The sequence below is a fragment of the Paenibacillus sp. ALE2 genome (genome assembly GCF_054113385.1).
The window spans coordinates 4,263,072-4,280,884 of sequence record NZ_CM134213.1 but is presented as its reverse complement, the minus strand read 5'-3'; the positions used below and the strand labels follow the sequence as shown (position 1 = coordinate 4,280,884).

The 17,813-nt window shown below is 43.9% G+C and carries 20 protein-coding genes and 1 riboswitch; of the genes, 5 read left to right on the top strand and 15 right to left on the bottom strand.

Going from position 1 to position 17,813, the window contains the following annotated elements:
* Positions 1-3: 3 nt before the first annotated feature.
* Positions 4-243: a helix-turn-helix domain-containing protein gene (locus tag ACXHJ1_RS18800; RefSeq protein ID WP_016820734.1), complete on the bottom strand. Its 240-nt coding sequence runs from the start codon at positions 241-243 to the stop codon at positions 4-6.
* Between the two features lie 88 nt (positions 244-331).
* Here ACXHJ1_RS18800 and ACXHJ1_RS18795 point away from each other — a divergent pair, with 88 nt between their 5' ends.
* Positions 332-547 carry a helix-turn-helix transcriptional regulator gene (locus ACXHJ1_RS18795; protein WP_016820733.1) on the top strand — a complete coding sequence of 72 codons (216 nt, stop codon included), beginning with the start codon at positions 332-334 and terminating at the stop codon, positions 545-547.
* A gap of 270 nt (positions 548-817) precedes the next feature.
* On the opposite strand, the gene ACXHJ1_RS18790 is transcribed toward ACXHJ1_RS18795, so the two are convergent.
* From ACXHJ1_RS18790 to ACXHJ1_RS18775, 4 genes are read right to left on the bottom strand one after another with little or no spacing between them, the layout of a single operon-like run.
* A complete protein-coding gene (locus tag ACXHJ1_RS18790) occupies positions 818-1,552 on the bottom strand; it encodes a hypothetical protein (protein ID WP_016820732.1) in 735 nt (244 codons plus the stop codon).
* 5 nt (positions 1,553-1,557) lie between these two features.
* Positions 1,558-1,689, bottom strand: coding sequence for a hypothetical protein (locus ACXHJ1_RS18785; protein ID WP_016820731.1), 132 nt, complete (start codon positions 1,687-1,689; stop codon positions 1,558-1,560).
* Positions 1,662-2,132 carry an accessory gene regulator ArgB-like protein gene (locus tag ACXHJ1_RS18780; protein ID WP_354005499.1) on the bottom strand — a complete coding sequence of 157 codons (471 nt, stop codon included), beginning with the start codon at positions 2,130-2,132 and terminating at the stop codon, positions 1,662-1,664. Before ACXHJ1_RS18780 ends, ACXHJ1_RS18785 begins: the two co-directional genes overlap by 28 nt.
* Positions 2,133-2,160: 28 nt before the next feature.
* Positions 2,161-2,874, bottom strand: coding sequence for a hypothetical protein (locus ACXHJ1_RS18775; protein ID WP_457905028.1), 714 nt, complete (start codon positions 2,872-2,874; stop codon positions 2,161-2,163).
* Positions 2,875-3,140: 266 nt separating this feature from the next.
* Here ACXHJ1_RS18775 and ACXHJ1_RS18770 point away from each other — a divergent pair, with 266 nt between their 5' ends.
* Positions 3,141-3,374, top strand: coding sequence for a helix-turn-helix transcriptional regulator (locus ACXHJ1_RS18770; RefSeq protein WP_044786060.1), 234 nt, complete (start codon positions 3,141-3,143; stop codon positions 3,372-3,374).
* Positions 3,375-3,507: 133 nt separating this feature from the next.
* Here the strand turns inward: ACXHJ1_RS18770 and ACXHJ1_RS18765 are convergent, their stop codons facing one another.
* The 5 genes from ACXHJ1_RS18765 to ACXHJ1_RS18745 form a co-directional block, all read right to left on the bottom strand.
* Positions 3,508-4,263: a DUF4247 domain-containing protein gene (locus tag ACXHJ1_RS18765; RefSeq protein WP_107733530.1), complete on the bottom strand. Its 756-nt coding sequence runs from the start codon at positions 4,261-4,263 to the stop codon at positions 3,508-3,510.
* 13 nt (positions 4,264-4,276) lie between these two features.
* On the bottom strand, positions 4,277-4,783 hold the full coding sequence (locus ACXHJ1_RS18760; protein WP_017427734.1) for a DUF4178 domain-containing protein: 507 nt from the start codon (positions 4,781-4,783) through the stop codon (positions 4,277-4,279).
* A 24-nt stretch (positions 4,784-4,807) separates the two neighbouring features.
* On the bottom strand, positions 4,808-5,215 hold the full coding sequence (locus ACXHJ1_RS18755; RefSeq protein WP_013371429.1) for a DUF350 domain-containing protein: 408 nt from the start codon (positions 5,213-5,215) through the stop codon (positions 4,808-4,810).
* A 129-nt stretch (positions 5,216-5,344) separates the two neighbouring features.
* Positions 5,345-6,013: a PspA/IM30 family protein gene (locus ACXHJ1_RS18750; RefSeq protein WP_013371430.1), complete on the bottom strand. Its 669-nt coding sequence runs from the start codon at positions 6,011-6,013 to the stop codon at positions 5,345-5,347.
* 86 nt (positions 6,014-6,099) lie between these two features.
* Positions 6,100-7,122 (bottom strand): NADH:flavin oxidoreductase/NADH oxidase, encoded by a 1,023-nt coding sequence (locus ACXHJ1_RS18745; protein WP_107733529.1) that lies wholly within the window; start codon positions 7,120-7,122, stop codon positions 6,100-6,102.
* A gap of 303 nt (positions 7,123-7,425) precedes the next feature.
* Here ACXHJ1_RS18745 and ACXHJ1_RS18740 point away from each other — a divergent pair, with 303 nt between their 5' ends.
* Complete coding sequence (locus tag ACXHJ1_RS18740; RefSeq protein ID WP_016820724.1) at positions 7,426-8,232, top strand: polysaccharide deacetylase family protein; 807 nt, start codon at positions 7,426-7,428, stop codon at positions 8,230-8,232.
* 199 nt (positions 8,233-8,431) lie between these two features.
* Here ACXHJ1_RS18740 and ACXHJ1_RS18735 read toward each other — a convergent pair whose 3' ends face one another.
* The 3 genes from ACXHJ1_RS18735 to ACXHJ1_RS18725 form a co-directional block, all read right to left on the bottom strand.
* A complete protein-coding gene (locus ACXHJ1_RS18735) occupies positions 8,432-9,100 on the bottom strand; it encodes a 3D domain-containing protein (protein WP_019687404.1) in 669 nt (222 codons plus the stop codon).
* 6 nt (positions 9,101-9,106) lie between these two features.
* Positions 9,107-9,280, bottom strand: a riboswitch (cyclic di-AMP (ydaO/yuaA leader).
* Positions 9,281-9,519: 239 nt separating this feature from the next.
* A complete protein-coding gene (locus tag ACXHJ1_RS18730) occupies positions 9,520-10,242 on the bottom strand; it encodes an amino acid ABC transporter ATP-binding protein (protein WP_013371435.1) in 723 nt (240 codons plus the stop codon).
* Positions 10,229-11,692: an ABC transporter substrate-binding protein/permease gene (locus ACXHJ1_RS18725; RefSeq protein WP_017427733.1), complete on the bottom strand. Its 1,464-nt coding sequence runs from the start codon at positions 11,690-11,692 to the stop codon at positions 10,229-10,231. Before ACXHJ1_RS18725 ends, ACXHJ1_RS18730 begins: the two co-directional genes overlap by 14 nt.
* 148 nt (positions 11,693-11,840) lie before the next feature.
* Between ACXHJ1_RS18725 and ACXHJ1_RS18720 the strand changes: the two genes are divergently transcribed.
* The gene (locus tag ACXHJ1_RS18720; RefSeq protein WP_457905027.1) at positions 11,841-13,019 is read left to right on the top strand and encodes a M20 family metallopeptidase; all 1,179 of its coding nucleotides are present in this window, start codon (positions 11,841-11,843) and stop codon (positions 13,017-13,019) included.
* Positions 13,020-13,058: 39 nt separating this feature from the next.
* Positions 13,059-14,129 carry a hypothetical protein gene (locus tag ACXHJ1_RS18715; RefSeq protein WP_457905026.1) on the top strand — a complete coding sequence of 357 codons (1,071 nt, stop codon included), beginning with the start codon at positions 13,059-13,061 and terminating at the stop codon, positions 14,127-14,129.
* A gap of 77 nt (positions 14,130-14,206) precedes the next feature.
* Here the strand turns inward: ACXHJ1_RS18715 and glgA are convergent, their stop codons facing one another.
* Positions 14,207-15,658 carry a glycogen synthase GlgA gene (glgA, locus tag ACXHJ1_RS18710; RefSeq protein WP_457905025.1) on the bottom strand — a complete coding sequence of 484 codons (1,452 nt, stop codon included), beginning with the start codon at positions 15,656-15,658 and terminating at the stop codon, positions 14,207-14,209.
* Positions 15,659-15,679: 21 nt separating this feature from the next.
* The gene (glgB, locus tag ACXHJ1_RS18705) at positions 15,680-17,605 is read right to left on the bottom strand and encodes a 1,4-alpha-glucan branching protein GlgB (RefSeq protein ID WP_107733526.1); all 1,926 of its coding nucleotides are present in this window, start codon (positions 17,603-17,605) and stop codon (positions 15,680-15,682) included.
* Positions 17,606-17,813 lie beyond the last annotated feature (208 nt).

Sequence of the window (17,813 nt, the reverse complement as noted above, 5' to 3'; positions counted from 1 at the left end):
ATATTAGGTTATATTATTTTTACCGAAATAGATTGAATCTATTGAAACCTCATACAACGAGGACATTTGCTGCGCTCGAGCTATTGTTAAATCGGATGAATCTTCCTCTATATGTTTTAATTCATTCATTGACATACCAAGTATATTGCAAGCTATTAACTCACTATAACCTGAAGCGAGTCGTGCCATCTTTATTGTATAAAAGCTAGTGCAAGTTACATTTTCATTTTTATCTGCAACCATCCAATCAACTCCACAATATAATTGATAAAAAAGTAATTTACCTGTATACTCTGAACGAAACACTTTTCCCCTGTTAGGAGCAAGTAAGGTGCAAAAACTTACTCGGGGGAAATGCCTTTTGAAAGAGGAGCTCAAATCTCATGGACGCACTCAATCATGGCTCGCCCGACGAACTGGATATTCGCGGCAACAAATATCCAACTGGATCGCGGGACGTGACAAAATGTCATTCGAGGCGGCAGTCCTCATTTCTAGGATATTGGAGTGTAAAGCTGAGGACTTATATGAGTGGGAACTTGCCTGACAAACAGGCATTTCCTTCGGGCCGTTTGTACATGCCGGCATTTACATTATATATCCCGCTTTCACCCTCCTTTTCTTATATGTAGATTGTTTTTACCTTAATTTAAAAGATTGTTATTTTTTTCATAATCAAATTTTATCACATAGAAAATGATTAAAAACGGGAAATATGTCGAATTAAATCGAACCCGTCCGGCTTATCCTAGTCTAACTGATTATTGACTTATTCATTTAAATCTGGTAACAAAAATGACCCCTGAATTTTCATGGGTCATTTCCACAATTTTTTAAGTGCTTTAAGTTTATTATGAGACATCGAGCAAGTGAAGTCTGATCCTTCGAATCGTACCAAACCTCCAAATGCGTTAGACTCAATCTCACAAACCAATTCTAGGTTTATCAGGGTGTCTTTATAAGCAGGATATAGATACGGAAAAGCTTCCCTGCAAGCTTGAGCGGTTAGCCCGATTGAATAAGAGCGATCTCCAGAGTGAAAACGCGGGACATAATAATTTTTTTTAGGTTCCCACATATCCACACTAAGCATATTCCCTACTTTAAAAAAACCGCTCACTGCCGCTTTACCCACTACCTTAATTTCCGATCCGAAAATATAACGAATTTCTCTATCGGCATTCATTGCATTCTCATATATTTGTTTCCATCGAGATAAATTTGCTGAATTTATACTTTCTTTAATGTCTTGATTTTTAAAAACAACCTGCCCCCCTCCATAATCTCCCGTAACGATCTTGTCCACTTGTGTGATGTTAACCAAATTAGATCCGTCCAAATTGCAGAAAGTGGGTAAGCCTACGGAACATTCATGGAGGGTGGTGGGAACTGTAAATCTTCCATGAGAAGTATGAAAAAGCGGGATGTGATAATTGCTTTTAGGCTTCCACAATTCAATCGCAACTAGGTGATTCTCACAAAAAAAAGAGCAATCTCCAAGTGAATTGTCATCAAGCAATGGAGTAGCTAGGATTCGCTTTCCCTCTTCCATTAAATTCAGTTCTTTTCTGTTTTCTTCAGCTCAGCTGGTACAGGTTTAGCGCCAAAAATTGTTTTTTCTTTTTTGGTAGACTCGTTAGCGTAATTACCAAGGCTTATACTTAAAGCTCTCGCCAATTTCTTATCCATTTTCGCTCACCTCCTTTCCATAAAGGAAGAATACTGAATGCTTGTATAATTAAAGATAAACATATTATGTGAGATTGTATAAAAAAATTTAATATGCAAACCAAAATACATATCGTTTTATAATATTTGTGATGTTTGGTCTTGTTAATATAGATAAAATGATTGGGAGCATATACTACAAACATTAATAATGAACAAGCGTTAATTATCAAAATCGTTGATAAACTTAAAGAGACGAAAGGTATAGTTACACATATGGCCGTTGTAAAACAGACACAAAGGGTAAGGTTGCTGAAGTGCACCCCTCCTGAAAATCTCCTTACAAACATGATCGTAGCTAGGGCTAGTAATGCCCCCCAAAAATGTCCTGTTATCCAGGCCATAACTGCGACCATTAGTACTGCCGAAATTTCGGTAATTTTCACACCAATCGCATACTCCATCACTTCTACACTTGTAGGTCCATCAGGATCAGCTTTCTTTATTTCTGATGCGATGTGCCTCGATAGCGTTTCTAGCATCCTCGTAATCTCCTTTCTCTGATAAGAAGTACGAAATTCCAAAAGTCAGCAATGAGATGGAAAGTAGTCCTATCGTATTGGAGTCATAGAGCATATACAAAGTAACAAGAATCGTGACAAATGATATTAAGGAGCCTATAATGAACATTTTATTAAGGGGTGATAGGTAATTTTCACCTTTCAAAAAATCATGTGGGGGCTGAATGATAAATGAGAAACCAAAGTTGTATTTCCCCATGACAAAAGAAATAAAGTACGCAGTAAAAATAGAAGCTAGCTGTATAACGTAAATGGAAGAGCCAGCTGTATCACTTATAACACCTGGTTGTGCTACTCCGAAAAAGTTTGCAAAGATATATACAAATAGCTGTAGATTAATGTAAGCTGTAAGACCGGAACCAGCAGAAAAAGCCGCAAGATATGTTTTGATCCCTAAACCAAATCTTAAAAAGAGAACCATTAACAAATACTGAAGCGGAAAATCAAATTTAGGCATGCCTATAACTTCTCTCATGAGAAAGGAAAACAAGGCTATGCCCATTGCATAGAAAATTATTTTTCTTCGATTTTCCCACACGGGAAGCATATAAAGCTTCAAGACCAAAGTAACTGCCGCTAAAGCATCGAAAAAACCAAGTATAATATATAAGAAAGCAGATAACACAGTTACATCATCCTCCTATTTCGCCTGATGTAATTGTATATTTTACTAATAGATGTGGCAATGAAATAATCTAGTAAACTGGAATTTTTTGTATGAATATGAGATAAAACTTTCTCCCCCTGGTTTTCTTTTTCAAACTCGACATCCATTCGTGGTAATAAAAAAAGTCACCCCAAGTGAGCGACGTTGCTTTTGCCAATGTATTATGTTGGTTTTTTTTCGATATCAAGGTTATAATCTACTTAATTTGGGGTGGAGGGATTATTGTGGCTTTAAGTGACAATTTCAAAAAATTACGTATAAAATATCATTTGACTCAACAAGAGCTTGCTGAGATCGCTGGGGTTACCAATAAAGCAATTTCAGCTTGGGAGAGCGGACTTTCTGAACCACGGATGGGTGCTATAGAAAAGATAGCTCGTCATTTCCATATCAAAAAAAGCAATATCATTGAAGAAGATGGCATTGAGCACATAAGCCCTGATCGCAGGTCAAAGTAGACGGCGATAAAATCGAAGTGAGGGAGCATCCATTCAATTTACCTTAGTAAATGTTAAACAACAAAAAAAGGAACTGTGCAAGACAGTTCCACAGTTCCGCAAACAACTTTAGAAGAAAATAAAATATTACCCATCATCGTCGACTTCGCCGGCTAATTTTACCTGAGCCGCTGCGTGTTTTAGGCTTACTATAAGATTTGCGCGGTGAATCAAATATGCTGGAACCACCGCTGCTGCCTCGGTCACGTGAAATCGAGCCTCTGCTCGGTGAACTGCTGGAGCCTCGATCGAATAGACTTCCGCTTGATCCAACGCTGGAATCCGAATTTTTCCCTCTACGGGTAACTGAACCTTTTCGTTCCACCGTTATCGGCGGAATCGCTTTTTTCTCCTGTGCTGTTGGAGCACGATATTGCCCTTGTGAAGGTCGGTATACATCTCTGCTCGAATAACCTCGATAGGAGCCAGACCCCCGCAACGAATCGAACAGAGCATCCAGCACAGTTGCAGTTAAGTATCCTTTTAGAAAGCTGGAACTGTAATTTTGCTCGACATACTTTTTACTGTCGATTTCAATGAGTGTATCTTCCTTCTTAGCTGGATCTTGCTGCAAATGGTACCATTCATCGCTATATACCAGAAACATCCGCTCATTGCTCTGAGGCGATATTTGTTCCGGTGTACGCTGTTCTTTCAATTCCTCTGCTACTTCGGGAACCGTTTTGCCTGCCGCCCGATATACGTACGAGGTCGAGTTTCCGCTACCACTAACGGATTCCAGCGGATACGTATCTTTCACATTTGGCGCCCCGCACCCGCTTAGCACGGATACGAACAAGCTAAGCGCCACAATGACCGTTAATGCATATTGCCAGGTGCGTTTGCCCATGTGTAACCCTCTCCTAGCTAGCCCGAATAACCTTGACGTCTCCGGTAATCACTTCTTCTCCTTCATAAAGCATAAAGCGACCGTCCTGCCATTCTACCCGCAATAGATGGTAATCATCAGACTGGTACTGCCAAACATGTTGCTCTCCACCCTGCCGGAAAGGAGCACGGCCCATAACGGTAACATGCCCAAAATACTGTTCTTCCAAATGATACGTTGTATCATCCAGTTCTAAAATGGTCGGTACTTCCTCCGGGTTGTCTAGTCTGCCATCGATAGCCTGATATAGTCCGAATTGCAGTGTTTCCCGTTCCTCAATATGAAGATAACTCACTTGATTACCATCCTGAAGCGTCAAAACAACGGCATTCCGGGCACGATTATGTACACGACCTACCACTTCATAGGTGACAAGCGACACTTCACAAATATCACCAGGATTTAAGTGAAGCATGCTTTTTTCCGCTTTCGGCGGTTCAGGCTTGGCAAATAGATTTGAAATTCGTTTCCATACACTCATGGTCATATTTCCTCCTTACTTTGCCTAGAAGCATGCTGTAATGATCAAGGCACCCACCAAGTGCAGCGCTCCTGAAAACAGACCGAAACCAATTTTACCTTCTTGGGTACCTTTGTCCAGATCAAACTGTGCCCAGTACCGCAACAGCAGACGCACAATCACTTCCAAAACAAGCAAGATGATAAAGGCAATCACAGAATACACAAGCGCTTCGAGCAAATTATTAGCTGTAGCAATTGAACCCGATAAAATGTATCCTTGTGCAATCAGCTTCATAATCATCCGGACTGTTACAGCCATATTTCCAGCTTTTACTTCGGCAAAATCCTTATACTTTGTAAATAAAGAATCGACATACATTAATACGAACAGCAAAATAGCACCTGCGCCCGTCCATACCAGCATCGCTTTCATCGTTTCTAAAAAATGCATTTGCTACCATCCTCCACATCTTCTTGACTACATATATTCATTTACGCCCCCAGGCAGGGAAAAGCGAAGGAGATAACGTTTCTCCTTCGCTTACTGAGCCACCACACTAGCGGCAATGCTTAAAAGTTCTTATTTGTTTTCGTATTGTTTCAGCAAAGCAGCAAGTTCGTCGTCCACAGCACTTTTCTTATCCAGCTCTTTGAACTCTTCATCCAGCGATTTTTCCTTGGAAGCCATTTCGTTGCTCGCTTCAGCACGTGCTTCTGCTTGCAGCATTTTTTCCTCCATACGCTTTAATCCAGCAGTTGCCGTATCCGAGCTAAAACCATTCATCGCTTTGTTAATTTCAGTTTGCGCTTTAGCTGCATTATAACGGGCAACCAGTGTCTCGCGCTTGTTTTTCATTTCAGTCAGCTGTCTGCGCATTTCATCCAGCTTACCACGCAGGTTGTCAGCTGCAGCTTTGTTTTGTTCATAACCAGCTTGGAACTCGTTCATTTTTTGTTCGGCAGATTTCTTTTCTTCCAGCGCACGACGAGCAAGATCCACATTTTGTGCTTTTGCAGCCGTATGAGCCTGTTCTTCGCGTTTTTTCACCAAAGCTGCCTGTTCTTCGTATTGCTGTTTAAATCTCTTTTCAATAGCAATTTGAGCGGCTACCGCTTTCTCTGCGTCTTCCAGATCCTCTTGCATATCACGAATGTATTGATCCGTCATTTTAACTGGATCTTCTGCCTTGTCGATAATGGCGTTAATGTTAGACATCGTAAGATCTCTTAATCGTTTGAAAATAGACATGTGAAGTTCCTCCTAGAATTGAATGCTTAAATTTTAAGCTCTGTACACATGTTTACGCAAGCTTTGCATAGAGGTTTCAAAAATATCTAAAAACCGCGTAGATAAGGCTCTGGAATATTTGCCTGTACTTTTAGCGCCCGTGATGCATGCAGCGCCCAATAGGGATCACGCAGCATGGCACGCCCTATGGCTACCAGATCAGCTTCATTGTGCTGAACGACTCGGCGGGCATCCTCATAATCATCCAATAAGCCGACAGCAATGACAGGCACATTCAGTTTCTCACGGATGGTATGAGCCAAATCCACCTGATAACCAGCACGCGCAGACGGACCTCCGCTGGAACCAATCGGACCCTCACCACCAGAAGAAATATGGAAAATGTCTACACCCGCATCACGATATCGTTCCCCTATGGCTGCTATGTATTCAACATCATATCCGTCTTGGACATATTCTTTGGCAGATATCCGCATTAGCACAGGCATATCAGCAGGAAGTACCTCTTTAACAGCACGTATCACCTCAACACCAAACAGTGATAAATCCTGCCCATACTCATCTTCTCGAGTATTGGTTAAAGGAGAATGAAATTGATGGATTAGATAGCCGTGAGCGCCATGAATCTCTACCGTGTCAAAACCAGCTTCTACCGCCCGGCGCGCCCCCTCTTTGTAGGCTTGAACCAGTTCCTTGACTTCTGCTCGCGTCAAAGCGTGCGGCTCTTTAAATCGTTCACTAAAGGGGATCGAAGACGGGCCTACAGGTGGCTCAGCATCTTCAGCCTTGCGTCCGGCATGGCCTAATTGAATGGCAATTTTGGCACCATACTTGTGGACTTCCTCTACCATTTTACGATATGCAGGAATATGTTCATCACTCCAAATGCCCAAATCACGATCCGTAATGCGCCCATTCGGATGAACCGCTGTCATTTCCACAATTATGAGTCCAGTCCCTCCTACCGCGCGACTCACATAATGGACATAATGCCAATCCGTCGGTTTGCCGTCCTTGGCCTCCACGCTGTATTGGCACATTGGGGGCATGACAATCCGATTTCTTAAAGAAAGCCCCTTTAATTGATAAGGAGTAAACAAGTCGGTCACTTTTATCCATCCTTCCCTCAATTCCAAGTCTGTAGCATTATGAATAGCATCCCCATTATACACCAGCTGTCACGGTATACCGAATCCTTTGTAAGGCTAAAACTTACGAAAATGCTCCAGTTTTCATTCATGTTTAGGAGAATATGCGCGTTTACTTCGTCATCTTCACGGATATCCGCTTCATGATGTGCTTCTCTTCAGTCGTGTAGGACTTCACTCAATCACCAGCATAATTTTAATAGGACAGGTACATAATAGCTGAGAGCACCACTAGGTACCACTGCACGGAAAGGGGGAATACAAATGCGGTACAGGGGAGTGTTGCCATGTTTAGCACTGTTACTAGCATTTTCAAGTTTTCCCGTTCACGCTGACACGCCTCCCAACATCGGAACGCCCCATCCCAAGGAAGCTACTGTCGCTACTTCGGTATATCAAAGTAAAGATCGAGCTACTCCAACATTAGCGATGCTACGAAAAAAGCATGCGGACATTTTTAAAATGTGCGGCCCGCACACCCGCCAAATTGCCTTAACCTTTGATGATGTGCCCGATTCAAGGTATACGCCGCAGGTTTTGGACGTATTACACGCAAACGGTATCAAAGCTACGTTTTTTATCGTCGGCCATCGTGCGGAAAAGCATCCGGGGATCATACGCCGCATCATCCGCGAGGGTCATGCTATAGGAAACCATTCCTATACTCATCCGGATTTCAGGAAGGCCACACCAGAACGCTTTCGCCACCAGATTACAAAAACAGAACGCATTTTAGAAGCCAGCGCAGGTTTTCGGCCCAGATTGATACGACCACCCTATGGTGAAATCACGGAGCCTCAAATTCAGTGGGCGCGTCGTCATGGGTACATGATCGTCAATTGGAATGTGGACTCTCTAGACTGGAAGGGATTGAGCAAAACACAGATTCAGCGTAACGTGATCCCGGCTACCAGACCTGGCTCCATTATTTTAATGCATGCAGGTGGAGGTCAAAGTTCCAACTTGCAAGGTACTGTCCAAGCTTTGCCGGGTCTAATCCACTCTTTAAAAGCTAAGGGCTACAAGTTTGTCACAGTCCCCCGGCTACTTCACACATCGGAACGAAAATAACAGTATGTCTAAGCCTCGTATATACCAACAACGTAAAAAGGCTGCCTTGACGAGCAGAATGCTTCTGCTTGTAAGACAGCCTTTTTTAGCGATAAACGACCGTACTGATAAGAAGTCGTCCCAGTTATATGTTGTGTGCTATAATATTAAGTTTACATAATATATATTATGTTTAATGAAATCAAATATATGCACAATGCTATTTATCAATAACGTACAGTTTCACATTTTGGAAGCCGAAGTCGTTCACGAATGATTTGTTGCCAGGGATAAAGATATCAATCCGCTTTCCGGTAATAGCGCTGCCCTGATCACGGGCAACGGCTACAAAAGAATGGTCTGGCAAGCCGGGATGGGAATAGCCTGTAACTAGCACCTTTGTTCCCATAGGAATGACTTTCGGGTCTACTGCAATTGTACCCAGTTTAAGCGGATTACCGTAGTAATCGACTGCACCCCATTTGCCATTTTCATCAGCTGCGGCTGAATATGCTGTTGCTTTAACATCAACAACTTTACTGTAATTGAATGTTTTGCCCCATGCTTCAATTGTTGGCCTCTCATTCGCTGGTGCTTTCTCCGTAAGTAGCTGTGGTTTCGAATCCGAAGCCGCCTTCACACTTTTTTCGTCTGGCACTTTAATTTGTAGACCTGCATATATGTTGTTGGACGCAATATCCGGGTTAGCCTTCGTCAAGTCATCTACCGATACCCCATAACGTTGAGCAAGCAAAAAGAAAGTATCGCCTTCTTTGGCAGTATGAAGCGAAGCAGCATTTGCTACTCCAGCTGTCTGTGCCAATCCTGCAATCGCTGCGGCAAGCACCGCAAATTTCATGGTTTTTCCAATATGTTTTAAGTGTTTCAAAGATATGTACCTCCTCTGTTGTGCCTGCGAGGTTAGCTGTCGGATTCGGGCTCAGGAGAAGCCCTATGCTTGCGCAATTCACCCCTAGGTCATATTCCATACTTTTTATGATGTATTGGAACAATGGCCGTTGTTACGTCCCCCGCACTTCCCATAGTTTGAGTCCAGCACCTGAGTATTTATTATCATAAGTGCTGCCTCGGTAAGTTTTGGCTTACTGCATAATATCACAATTTTGTAACCTTATCTGCATGAAAATGTTGGGAACCTTGAACATCATACTACACTCATTACAATTTTGTCATTAAGAATCCGTTTTTTGTTACGAAAATATGGAGATATGGTGACAAAAAAAGAAAAGCCCTCCGTGAACCATCGTCACGAGAAGGGCTATGTCAATATTTTATAAAAGCATTTTCTTACAGTACTTTAGCAAGAAAGTCACGAGTACGATCATGGCTTGGAGTACCAAAAACTTGCTCAGGCGTGCCTTGCTCTATAATTTGGCCGTTGTCCATAAAGATGATCCGATCCCCTACTTCACGGGCAAAGCCCATTTCGTGCGTCACGATCACCATCGTCATGCCGCCTTCAGCGAGCTTCTTCATTACATCTAGAACCTCTCCAACCATTTCAGGGTCCAGAGCTGAAGTAGGCTCATCAAACAGCATTACGTGCGGCTGCATAGCCAGAGCACGTGCTATCGCTATACGTTGCTTTTGACCGCCAGATAACTGGTTCGGGTAGGTATTCTTCTTATCCTCAAGACCCACGGTCCGCAGGAGCTCCAACGCAATTTTCTCCGCTTCTTTCCCCGATTGCTTCTTCACCTGCGTTGGTGCAAGCGTCAGATTCTGCAGTATTGTTTTATGCGGAAACAGATTGAAATGTTGGAAAACCATCCCCATCTTCTCTCGAGTCGCATTAATATTATGACCACGGGCCGTAATCGGCTCACCCTCAAACAAGATTTCCCCTTCTGTTGGCTGTTCCAACAGATTCATACAACGCAAAAACGTACTTTTCCCCGAACCACTCGGGCCGATAATGACGACTACTTCACCTTTGGCGATATCTATATCAATGCCTTTTAAAATTTCATTCTTACCGAATGATTTACGCAGTTGTTTAACGGTGATCACTGGCTCTCAACTTCCTTTCCCATAAACCCAACAGCTTAGATAAGCTGAATGTCATTACAAAATAAATAGCGGCTGCGATTACGAACGGACTTAAGCCTTCGTAGGTAATATTCTTAATGACCTGGGCTTGATACATAATGTCCACCATCCCAATGGTCGAAATAATAGAAGATTCTTTAATGATCGTAATGAACTCATTACCAATAGCAGGCAATATAGATTTAAATGCTTGCGGTAAAATAACGTGACGCATCGCTTTGCCTCGTCCCATCCCGAGCGAGCGGGCAGCTTCCATCTGTCCACGGTCTACGGCCTGAATACCAGCACGGAAAATTTCAGCCAAATATGCCGAACTATTCAGAGACAACGTAATTATACCGGACTGGAGTGGCGTAAAATTAACACCTAACGTCAAAGCAACTCCATAATGAATAATCATAAGCTGCACCAGCATAGGTGTGCCGCGCAGTATCTCTACATATGCGGTACCTAGCCACTCGATAATACGAATACCACTCATCCGCAGCAAGGATATGATCAGCCCAATAATGAATCCGAACAGTACTCCGAGCGCAGACAGCAATAGAGTGTAGCCGATACCCGTAGCGTAGAAACTGCGATATTTCAAAAATATATCTACAATGCTATTCGAAGAAACCTGTCTGTCAGCAGACAGTGCACTCGCTTCTGTAGAAAATTTCTCAATCGATCCGTCCGCTTTCAGGCGAGCCAACGTTTTATTTACTGAAGCAAGCAATTCCGCATTTCCTTTACGGATGCCTACAGCAGTTTCTGCTCCTTCATCTTCAGGTACTGCTTTGGCAAGTGTTACGGTACCGTCTAGCGTGTATCCTTTAGCAACGGTATCTTCGATTACAACCGCGTTGATACGCTTGGTCCGAAGCTGGAGTACCAGATCGGATATTTTATCCAATGAGGTTACAGAAGCATTAGGCACTTTTTGCGCAATTTCTTCCTGGATACTCCCCTTCTGCGCACCGAGCTTCTCTCCTTTTAGAGCAGCCATCGTTGAATATTTGTCTTTGTCCTCTGGACGTACCATAATGACTTGCTTGGAACGATAGTATACATCCGAAAAATCAATGCTCTTTCTGCGTTCATCCGTCGGTGTCATACCAGACAGCACCAAGTCTACGCGACCACTTTGCAGAGCAGGCAGCAAAGAGTCAAAACTCATGTCCTCTGGGACCATCTCTGCATCCAGATCCTTGGCGATTTCCTTGGCGATTTCAACATCAAACCCGACAATGGTATCCTGACCGTTAATAACTTTGTGAAACTCATACGGCGGGAAGTCAGCACTCATACCCACTACAAGTTTTTTCTGTGGCTTTCCTTCCGATCCGTATGCAGTGAGCATAGGAAGACCCGCCAACAGCAAGATAACCGCCGTCAAAACCAGGGCGGTAAAACGATATGCCTTTTTCAATCTTTTTTTCTCTCCTTAAATTCTTTATAATAAATAAGATTGTGTCATTATAAATGAATATGCATGATTATGCAATGAATGTTATAGTACAATTTTAGTATATCTATCGCAGTACCTACATTACAGCATATATAAAGGAGTTTTCAGCATGAATTTTAAACAGACCATTCAACACACCATTGAACAGCATGCCGAGCGGTTTAAGGACATTTCGTTGCATATAGGCGCAAACCCTGAACTTGGAAACGAGGAATTCCTGGCCTCTGCCCGTCTAAAAGAAGAACTTGCCTTTCACGGTTTTGAAGTTCAGGCACCCATATTGGGTATAGAAACGGCCTTTATTGCTACTTACAAAGCAGTCAAGCCTGGACCAGTTGTTGCTTTTCTGGCAGAATATGACGCCCTGAAAGGTTTAGGGCACGCCTGTGGACACCATTTGATATGCATGATGAGTACAGGCGCTGCCGTCGGTCTCAAATCGATCATCGACGAGACTGGTGGAGAAGTACGTGTATACGGCACACCTGCCGAAGAAACACGCGGTGCAAAAGTTCCGATGGCGGCGGCTGGATTGTTTGATGATTGCGACATAGCCATGATGACACATCCCTTCGATCGCTACGAAGAATCAGGAAAATCGCTGGCGATTGATGCTGTACAGTTCGAATTTTTTGGTCAATCCGCTCATGCTGCGGCCAGTCCGCACGAAGGGATTAATGCCTTGGACGCTGTGATTCAAACGTTTAATGGGATCAACGCATTTCGGCAACAGGTGAAAAGTACAGTACGTATCCATGGCATCATTAATCAGGGTGGGCAGGCTGCCAATATTATTCCTGATTACGCCTCAGCTCAATTTTACGTGAGAGCCGCGACACGCCAAGAACTGAACCCGCTTACCCGTCGTGTTATTCAAATTGCTGAAGGAGCTGCTTTACAAGCCGGGTGTCGCTTGGAAACCTCCAATTATGAGACTTCTTATGATGAAATGGTGACTAACGGTGTACTCTCCGACACCTTTACTGCAAATTTGGTGCAGGCTGGTATTGCGCAAGAAGATATTACGGAAGGCGAAGATCATGGCTCTATGGATATCGGAAATGTATCACTTCATTGCCCTGCGATCCATCCGTACATTCAAGTTATTGACGAGAAGCATGCCTTGCATACACCAGAATTCCGCGATTTGGCGATGCAGGACCGCGCAATGGAAGGAATGCTCTTGGCCGCGAGGACCTTGGCATGGACAGCTTGCGATGTAATCACAAGTTCTGAGCTGCTGGCACAGATTAAAGAAGAATTCGCTCTACTGAATAGCAAAAGCTAAAATCGGAAATGCCGTCTTCTTGGAGAAAGGAGTGCCTTTATGAATAGTATGAGTAGCTTTTGGACGTTGTTTATTGTGGTTGACCTCATCATTTTTTGGTTTATATTCCGAGCAATACGCAGGAATCGTGGAAACAGAAGCACGCGCCGCCGGAATGCATTTTTCCTTAGTTCCCCGTCTCCTTCGTCACTCACGCAAGAGCGTCATCCAGAGATTACGGAGCTGAAGGAGCTGCTGGAGCGATCCATTCCAGCCTCCTATGCTCACAACGTAAAGCAACGTGTCATGGAAGCCCACCCTAATCTGACGGAACAAGAATATGACTGGCGCTGGCATGAGCTAAAACGATACTTCATGCTATGCGCGATTATGAATCGAGTGCCTATGTTCAGTAGTGATGTGGATGAACTATGGCACGAAATGTTAATGTTTACGCGCGAATACCAGCAGTTCTCGGAAGCTTTTTTTGGTCGTATGCTTCACCATGCTCCCCATTCGGGCGGCTCTCAGCCGATGCCAGAGGAGCGGGCGTGGTTTGACTGGTTGTATGTGGAATGCTTTGGCTGGAATTGCTATAGCGCCAGTTTGTGGGGAACTTTTTTTAATCATCCATTACCGAATGATGAGCTTTCACACTATTACAACCTGACAGCTTCAGCGCAGCCAGTAGGTGACCGATGGAATATAAGTGAAAATATAGGCATTTCAAAGCAGACACAACAAGCGGTTCATAAGATAGTCCAACACCTCCGTGAGCGGGTAAATAAAGCTGTAAATGATCCTGAGGGCAAGCAGCTCCCCAAGATCAACTATTTGCAGGTTGACTATTTGCTACTGGCTGTTGTGTGGTATTCATGGTATCGGCCTGATGAATTTGCCATACACATGCACCCAGACTCTACAAGCAGTGCCGCCCTAGCCAGCTCATCCGGCTGTAGCTCTGCAAGCGGCTGCTCAAACTGGGATACACACCACTCGCACCATCATTCCTCCCATGACAGTTCTCATGGTGGAGGCTCTTCTCACCACGATTCAGGCGATTCTGGGAGTCATTCCTCTTGTAGCAGCGGATCTTCGTGTGGAAGCAGTTGTGGTGGCGGGGGCGACTGACCGCAGCAAAAAAGGGAATTCCTCAACCAGACACTGGCTAAAGGGATTCCCTTTTTTATTAGCACAAATATGGTATCCTACTCTGTTCCATCAATCTTTGCTAGTGAACGGTAAATATCCATATAAGCCTCGGCCGATACATCCCAACTGTACTCTCCTGCAAAGGCCGTCTGTGTAAGCTTGTTCCAATGCTCAGGTTGGCGATAGTAATCAACAGCACGACGAATGGTGTGCAGCATGTCATGTGCATTATAGTTCGTGAAACTAAAACCGTTACCTTCACCTGTGGATTCATTGTAAGCCTGTACAGTATCGTTCAGCCCTCCAGTTTCTCGCACTATAGGGATACTTCCATAACGAAGCGCCAGCAGTTGACTAATCCCACAAGGCTCAAACCTCGATGGCATAAGATACATGTCACTTGCCGCATATATTTTTCGTGACAGTGGCTCGCTAAAAGTAAGCTGCGCCGACATTTTCAGAGGATACCGTCCCGCTGCTTCCCGGAACCAGTGCTCAAAAGCCGGGTCCCCTGTTCCCAGCACGACAAACTGAATATCGTCATAATACAAGATTTCGTCAAGCACTCTCGTAACCAGATCTAGCCCCTTCATATCCACAAGTCTAGTTACCATTGCTATCATAGGTACGTCCGGACGCACCGGCAGACCTAGCTCCTTTTGCAAGGCAATTTTATTTTCCTTTTTCTTTGCCAGACTTGTGCGGTACTTTGTATAAATACGGTTGTCTGTGGCAGGATTGTAGCTTTGGGTATCAATTCCATTCACTATCCCCGTTAAGCGTCCCTGCTCTCCTAATTTACGAAGTAAACCCTCCAGTCCGTATCCGTAAAATTCAGTTTGAATCTCCTCTGCATAGGTTGGACTCACGGTCGTGACATGATCGGAGTAAGTAAGCCCACCTTTCATAAAATTCAGTCTTCCATAATATTCCACACCTTCGGAAGTAAAATAGCTTCCATCCAAGTTAAGCAGCTCCGTTAAGACCTCATATGGAAAATCACCCTGATACAACAGATTATGTATCGTAAACACCGTGCGAATATCGTTGTAAAAGGGCAAATGTCGATAATCGGCATTCAGAAGCAGCGGAACCATTGCCGTATGCCAGTCATGACAATGCACAATATCCGGCTGAAAATTCAGTTCAGGCAGCACTTCCAAAATCGCCCGGTTAAAGAAGGAGAAGCGTTCGCCATCATCCATGTAACCGTAAATACCGTCACGACCGAAGTAATATTCATTATCTATAAAATAAACCCTGATCCCGTCCAACGTCAGCTCCTCTACTCCACAATACTGATCACGCCAGCCTACAGCTACATGCTTGACCGTTACCGGACGCAGAGACTTCTTATAGGTATCGGGAATGCCCGCATATTTAGGTAAGATGATTCGGACGTCGCATCCTGCCTGATGAAGTGCCTTTGGCAGTGCGCCAATAACATCAGCCAACCCGCCTGTTTTAATAAATGGATGTGCTTCTGCTGCCGCAAACAAAATGTTCATATGTGCTTCCTCCTTATGTGGTTAATCTACTTTTTTAGACCTACGTGGTGGTGTTTTCTTGAGTATAACGATGCCTAGGGGTGGAATCGTCACCTCCAAGCTGTGAAGCTGGCCGTGGTAAGGGATTTTGGAAGTACGTATCACCCCAGAGTTAAGCTGACCACTCCCCCCAAAGTCCTTATGATCGCTGTTCAGTAATTCCATATAGCTTCCTGCCTTTTGCAACCCAATTCGATAATTTTCTCTTGGCACAGGTTGGAAATTAATGAGGACAACCAGCGTGTCTCCTGCTTTTTTGCCTTTACGTAAATACGTAATCACACTCTGTCCGCGGTCTTCAGCTTCAATCCATTGATAGCCGTCCCACGAATGGTCCAATTCCCATAGTGCCTTCTCCTGAAGATATAAATGATTCAGTGCTTTCGAATATGCGTGCAGAGACCGATGACTGTCATAGTCCAGCAAAAACCAGTCAAGCTGATCCTCATCCTTCCACTCAATAAATTGACCAAATTCCCCTCCCATGAATAAAAGCTTTTTACCTGGTGAGGTCATTTGGTAGCCAAGAAGTGCCCGTAGTCCGGCAAATTTTTGTTCATAGGTGCCCGGCATTTTATCAAGCAGCGACTTTTTACCATGCACAACCTCATCATGTGACAATGGCAGTGTAAAATTTTCGCTGTACGCATAGGCTATGGGGAATGTCAGCAAATTATGGCGATCGGGTCGTTGATCAAACTCTGATTCCATATAATCAAGTGTATCGTTCATCCAACCCATATTCCATTTGTAATTAAAACCGAGTCCTCCATCGCTTACTGGGGAGGTCACCATCGGCCAAGCGCTGGACTCCTCTGCCATCATGAGTGCGTATGGATAATAGCGGAATACCGTCTCATTCAGCTGTTGAAGGAAGGCGATAGCCTCCTCATTTTCAATCCCTCCCTTGGAATTGAGACAATATTGTCCATCCTGCTTTTCAAAATCAAGCCGTAACATGCTCGTCACTGCATCTACACGCAGACCATCAATATGGTACACATCCATCCAGAACAATGCATTGGAGATCAGAAAAGAACGTACTTCTGGCTTGCTATAATCGAATGTCAGGGTTCCCCAGCCGGGCTTTTCCGCAATTAGCGGGTCTGCGTATTCGAACAGCGGCGATCCGTCAAACCGTCTCAACCCATGAGCATCCTTGGCAAAATGAGCTGGAACCCAATCCATAATCACTCCAATTCCCGCCTGATGGCAACGATCCACCAAATACATAAAATCATGTGGTTCACCATAACGGCTTGTGAGTGCAAAATACCCGGTGAGTTGGTAGCCCCAGGAAAGGTCATACGGATGCTCACTCAGCGGCATCAGCTCAATATGTGTATACCCCATATCTGTTACATAAGGCACAAGAAGCTCAGCCATCTCCCTGTATGTATAAAACGTACCATCTGCTTTTTGCTTCCAAGTGCCTAGATGAAGCTCATATATATGTAGAGGTTTACCATATGGTGCTCTACGTTTACGGCGCCAAGCTGCATCATTCCAAACATAACCATCCAATGAAGCTACCACTGACGCCGTAGCCGGTCTTACTTCAGCACGTACGGCGTAAGGATCTGCTTTCAGAAATCGTTCACCATTTGGACCTGTAATGTCGTATTTGTAAAATGTTCCTTGGGATATCCCCGGAAAAAAACGACTCCAAAAACCGGATTTGGGAACCCTATATAAGGAATCCTGTTCCCCATTCCAGTTGTTGCGATCTGTAGCAAGCCCGACATGGAGAGCATGAGGAGCCCAGACCGTAAAACGAACGCCCTGTTCTCCGTTCTCCACAGTAAGGTGGGAACCCAAAGATCGGTAGCTGTGATAAAGCGTTCCTTCATGAAACAAATAAATATCTTCCGATGATATCGTCTGTTGCGGAAGAGTTTGGTCTGTCATCACGTCACCACCCTTTTATGTTTTGTGAGTAAAAATGTATGAGTCGGTAATGCATTCGCTTTTGGGTCAAAGCTGACTTGAGTTATTACCCCATTCTAGCCACAATGAACAGAAAAATGACTAGGAAAAAAATAAACCTTAGTTTTTGGGGAATCTTATATACCTGATGGTTTCAAGAGTACCCCATACCGTTTATGTATGTACTACA